The sequence below is a fragment of the Capnocytophaga catalasegens genome, from assembly GCF_026005215.1.
GTDB lineage: Bacteria > Bacteroidota > Bacteroidia > Flavobacteriales > Flavobacteriaceae > Capnocytophaga > Capnocytophaga catalasegens.
On sequence record NZ_BPMA01000060.1, the window covers coordinates 1 to 5476 of the forward strand.

Genomic DNA, 5476 nt, shown 5'->3' on the forward strand with positions numbered 1-5476 from the left:
TATAGGAAAAGTTGAAAGAGTTGAGTTGGAGGAGAAGAAACATAAAACGTGCTATTGTAATCGTGATTTTACAGTAGAAGAAGTGAAAAGTCTTGTAAAAACAATCAATGGTACGGATAAAATTTGGGATCTTGAAAATTGTAATGTAGATGATAAATCATATGAAAGGCTTACTTTGGAGCTTAATAATATGTTTAGAAAGTATGGTATAAATGAATGTATACAAAAAATAGCTTTTCTTGCTATGACAAGTGTTGAAACAGGATTTTTTAGGACAGCGGGAGAAATAGCAGGAAATACAGCTTCTAGTCAATATTATTACAAAGGAAGAGGTCTTTTACAACTTACAGGGGATGGTTCAAAACCTACAATATATGAAGAATATAAAAAAGAATTAGGCGGGAAATATGATGTTGTTAAAAATCCTGATTTGGTTGCAAGAAATATTTATTTAGTAGTAGATAGTGGTGGATTTGTTTGGAAAAAGAAGACAGTTCCTACTTGGGGTCACCCTAAGAAAAAAAGTGATGAAACTCAAACAGATTATGAAAAGAGAGTAGATGCTTACAAATGGAAAAGGGAAAAATTTAAAAAAGGATTAGGGAAAAACCTAAATGAGGTAGCCTTACTTATGAAAGAAGACGAAGAGACATTCTTTTTCTTAATAGCGAGGATACTACAAGGTTATTTACCTAAATCAAAAGATGATTATCCTAAAACATTACATTATCAGAAAAGGAAAGAGAATTTAGAAAAATTAAAGAAATGGTTTAAATATGACAAAAATGTTTGTAATGAGACAGAAGAAAGTGATTTAGGAAGAGCTCCTTGGATGAATGTGGCTATACAAAAAGCAAAAGAGATGGGAGGATGTGAAGAAAGTAAAGAGCCTATGTATGGAGAAGCAAAGAAATTTTTGCAATATTGTGGTAATTCTTATGAACCCACAGACGGAGAGAATGGACCTTGGTGTGCTGCGTTTATGAATTGGTGTATAGGGCAAACAAAAAACACTTCTACAGGTAAGCCTTATTTACACGCTAAATCTGCTTCTTCTTTAGCTCCTTTGAATAGTAAAGAAAAGTATAAAAAAATTGAAGAACCTATCTATGGTTGCATAGTGGTCTATAAACATAATACGAAATGGAAAGGGCACACAGGTTTTTTGTGTGGTAAAACAAAGAGTGGAAAATATATTTTATTAGGAGGAAACCAAGACGATACGATAAGATTTGATGAATATGGAGAATATACTAGTAAAAGTAAATTAAAAAAGCTATACGGATTTTATATTCCTGCAGACTATGAACCCACAGAAGTGGATAAACTGAATGAATTGGATATATATGAAAATGAAGATGTTGTAAATGAAAAACATAATATAAAAGTTGATAAATCAAAAGGTAAAACAAATTAAAATTCCGTAATATATGAAAAAAATATATATTTACTTGGTTGCGACAGGATTAATTATTTTTTCCTGCCAAGATGGGCAAAATAAAGACAGAGACAAAAAAATGCCACAAACAAAAGAAACAATTAAAAAAGAGATGTTTGATATAGAAAAAATAAAAAAACATATTGTTCTTCAATCTATGATTGATACTGAAGAACAAGAATTCGAAAATCCTTATGAGTTTACAACAGAGGACTTAGACTTACAAATGCAGATACTTTACGAAGGACTTAAAGAAAGTGGTTTTGAAGATATTGATGAAAATCTTTTTCAAAACAAATTGATAAATATTTTCAAATATAAAAATGGTAATAAAAAATGTAACTTGACGTATGGCAATATAGGAACAAGATATTATGTTTATTACCAATCATTGTTAGATGAAAAAAAAGAGACATTGGAAAGCAGTAAGTTTTATTTTGAATTACAAAATTTGTTTTTTGATAGAAAATACAAAATATTTGGAGAGCCAATTCCTCTGAAAAAATTACTAAAAATTAATTCTGACAATTCTCTTTCAATAACAATTCCTCCTTTTTTGCTTCATCGCAACAAATATTTGTTTAATGATAACAGGGATTCCTTTGATTGGCTTATCAAGAAAGATGCTTTTTTTATGGAGAGTTTAGTAAAGAAGTTTGGATATACGCAAGACCTTGAATTATTGGAGTGGGTTATAAAGAAAACGCATTACGATAAAAATCGTCCAGAAGATTATGGCAGTTTATTTTGGGTAAAGAACTGTGATGGCTCTATAAATTTGCATTCAAACACTTTTAAAGTCTTACAAAAGCTATACAATGTTAAAACTGCCTATCAAATTTTAGAAGATATAAAAGGTTATATCAATTATTTAGGCGATGAAGAACAGAGCAAGAAAGAAGAATTAACAGAAGAACAACGAATAAAGATATTAGCAAACATAACTTACTTTGGGGAACAATATAAATATACAGATAATAGTCCATATCAAATGATGGGAAGACTTCGGTATTTTCTTAGAGATTCTCAAGTAGATATTTTGATTAAAAACAAATACTTTAACCTTCCCAAATTTAAAGAGTGGTGGGACAAGGCAGACTACGATGAGTATTATGTAACAGAATGTGAATATGAAGGTTCTTGTGGTCCTGGTTATCACCCTTTATCAGAAAAAGAATGGAGAGCGCAACATAAAGATGAATGATTGACTTCTTCTAACAAAGGAGAAAGGAGCCTATATGAATCTCGCCAATCACTTGGTACTATATTATGAAAAGAAATTAAACGACATAGTTGAAAATGTTAGTGCAATAAAGGTTGCAAAAGGAAAAGTTAAAAGAGTACATTTAGAAGAAGGTTGCAAATGTCTATGTAAACAATATGATTTGATATGGGGAAATAAAGTGAGTTGTGAGTTTAGAAAAAAAGTAGTAGAGATAGCAAAAAGATTAGGGAAAGACCCCAATTTACTAATGGCAGGAATGGCCTTAGAAACAGGAACCACTTTTTCTCCTACAGCAGGTAAAGGAAGTAGTTATGTAGGATTGATTCAATTTGGAAAAGATGCTGCAAAAGCAATTGGAACTACACAAGAGAAGCTGTTAAAAATGAATGATATTGAACAGTTAGATTATGTAGAAAAATATTTAGAAAAAAATAAAGATAAGATAAATTCTTTAACAGATTTTTACTTGTCTATTCTTATGCCAGTAGATGTAGGAAAAGGGAATCAAAAAGATTTTGTTGTTTTTGATAATCAATATCCCTTAGTGTATAAGAATGGAAAACCAACAGATTTAAGTAAATCTAGACGATTTGGATATAGAAAAAATCCTCTCTTTTTATGCGAAGGAGAATTGTTAAAAAATATAGAAATTACTAGGTCTAATGGAAAAAAAATAAAAGTTTCTGAAATATATGAAGAAAAAAAGAGATGGTATGAGGGAGGAGAAACAAATTATGAAGGAGAAGGAAAAACGTATATTTGGGAAATAGAAAAAAGTATTTCACATATTTTTGAAGAAGGTAAAAAACATAAAGCAAAAACTTTTAATTGCAATTGTTTTGAAGAAAATAACTTATCTTTTGAACCTAATACTTGGAATGTAGTTATTACAGAGCAGTATACTGGAGAAGAGTGTACACACTCTGAAAGGACTCCAAAAAGGAAAAATTGTAGAAGAGGCAAAATAGATATATTTGACCATAATAATTCTATCGTTTTGTCTATTACAGATTGTTTGTTAGAAGGAATAGGAGGAGAAAATAGATTAATAAAAAATTCTGATACTCCATTTGGGACATATCAAATTAGTAATACAGGAACTTTTATTTCTTCAAATTCTACAAACATCGATTCTTATGGACCTAATCCTAGACTTGTTTTTGAACCTATAAAAGGGAAAGGAGATGAAGCAGATAGGAGTGGACGTTCAGCAATTAGAATACACGGAGGAAGACAAGAAGGCACAAGTAATCCAACTTTAAAGAGAACACAGGGATGTATAAGAGTTTGGGATTCTGATGCTAAGAGACTTTATGATTGGTGGGTTGAGTTTAAAAAACATAATCCAACAGTAAAAGCAGGAAAAGTAATTGTAAAAAAATAAAACGTATGATCTATTATAAAATATCTATTTCCATCATTTTATCTCTTGTTTTAAGATGTGTAATGGGTACAGAAGAAAATAAACAAAAAAATATTATGAGTAATACAAGTCTTATTGAAGGTATAAATATTTCAGAATCTTTCATAAAGAATATAGAGTTAAAACAATACAAATACAAAGGTATCTATATTGAAGATCTAAAATTAAATTCTTTTCAAAAAAAAGAATTCTGTATAGATTTTTTTAACTTTTTAAAAGAACAACAATTTGAAAAAGAAGAATATGCTCAAGTTTTTTTTATAAAGTTATTGTTAGTTTGTATTCAACAAAAAGATGAAAGTATATTATATGATATTTTGAATAATATTTTTAAAGATGGACTATTGGGATATTATTTGGAAGATTATAGTGTATATCTATACCAGTTGTTTTTATACAAACCTTCTTTTTTTATTAAAAATGCTTATAAGTATGGAGATTCTTCAATTGTTGAATACATCAACAATTCTTTACCAAATACTTTTTTTACAAAAGAAAAAACCATTAAAAACAATTTAGGAGAAATCAAACAAGATGGAAATAATATGCTTCTGATAAGCGAAAAACAAGTTGAACTTTTTTCATTAATAAAATTAAAAAATAGTATTAAAAAACAGAGTGCTATAGAAGTTTTTTATTCTCCCTCTTTTAATACAGGATGGAAAGAGAAAATAGCAGTATATTACAATATATATGATTATATTAATGAAAAAATTTTAACATCCTTAACCACAGAAGAAAGAAAATATTTTGAAAAAAACAATTACCCAATGTTTGAAAATTATATAATAAAAAATAGATATGAAGTGTATGATAGTGATGGATATGCTAATTTACGTGAAGGAAAATCATCTTCTTCAAAAATCTTAGGAACGATTTTATCCGGAGAAAATGTAGAAGTTTTAGATGATAAAGGAGATTGGTGGCTTGTTGAATCTTCGAATAATAGAAAAGGGTATGTTCATAAAAGTCGTTTAAGATTAGTAATAAAAAAGAGCTCAAAAAGATGAATAATTGAAGTACAAGTGATAACATGAGGAAATAACAAGTCGGAGAAAAAGAAGGACATTCTTCCCCAAGATGTTGTAGCACAACTAAGAGAGCTTTTCCCAAAAGTAGAAGAAAAAACTTTAAAAACTGTAGCCGATACCTATACAAAATATATGAAAGAGCTACATATGGATAATTTTGCTAACTTTTCAACTGTTGAAAAAGGATTTGAAGGGTATTTAAGTTTACTAGAGAAAAACTTTCATTATGCCTATGAAGCAGTACTTGATGATTCAAAAACTATTGATGATTTTTTGACTGGTTTGCAAGATAAAGGAAGGATAGGAGCTTATGCAACAGCCCCTGATTATAAATCTGGTGTAAAAAATATTTTTAACGG

5 protein-coding genes are annotated in these 5476 nt (G+C 29.0%); all 5 read left to right on the plus strand.

Annotated features, from left to right (window positions below; genetic code table 11):
• The coding region (locus tag OO775_RS12410; protein ID WP_264847524.1) for a TIGR02594 family protein at window positions 1-1417 on the plus strand (1417 nt) is incomplete at its 5' end.
• A gap of 13 nt (window positions 1418-1430) precedes the next feature.
• Complete coding sequence (locus OO775_RS12415) at window positions 1431-2642, plus strand: hypothetical protein (RefSeq protein WP_264847525.1); 1212 nt, start codon at window positions 1431-1433, stop codon at window positions 2640-2642.
• A gap of 34 nt (window positions 2643-2676) precedes the next feature.
• Entirely contained in the window at window positions 2677-4047 is a 1371-nt protein-coding gene (locus OO775_RS12420) for a L,D-transpeptidase (RefSeq protein ID WP_264847526.1), read from the plus strand.
• A 62-nt stretch (window positions 4048-4109) separates the two neighbouring features.
• Window positions 4110-5096, plus strand: a complete 987-nt coding sequence (locus OO775_RS12425; RefSeq protein WP_264847527.1) for an SH3 domain-containing protein — start codon at window positions 4110-4112, stop codon at window positions 5094-5096.
• Between the two features lie 153 nt (window positions 5097-5249).
• Window positions 5250-5476: hypothetical protein (locus tag OO775_RS12430; protein ID WP_264847528.1), on the plus strand; the 227-nt coding region annotated here is incomplete at its 3' end.

What these genes read in the sequence shown, in the direction of transcription:
- OO775_RS12415 (WP_264847525.1), top strand. Translation starts at nt 1,431, where the DNA reads ATGAAAAAAATATATATTTACTTGGTTGCGACAGGATTAATTATTTTT.
- OO775_RS12420 (WP_264847526.1), top strand. Translation starts at nt 2,677, where the DNA reads ATGAATCTCGCCAATCACTTGGTACTATATTATGAAAAGAAATTAAAC.
- OO775_RS12425 (WP_264847527.1), top strand. Translation starts at nt 4,110, where the DNA reads ATGGGTACAGAAGAAAATAAACAAAAAAATATTATGAGTAATACAAGT.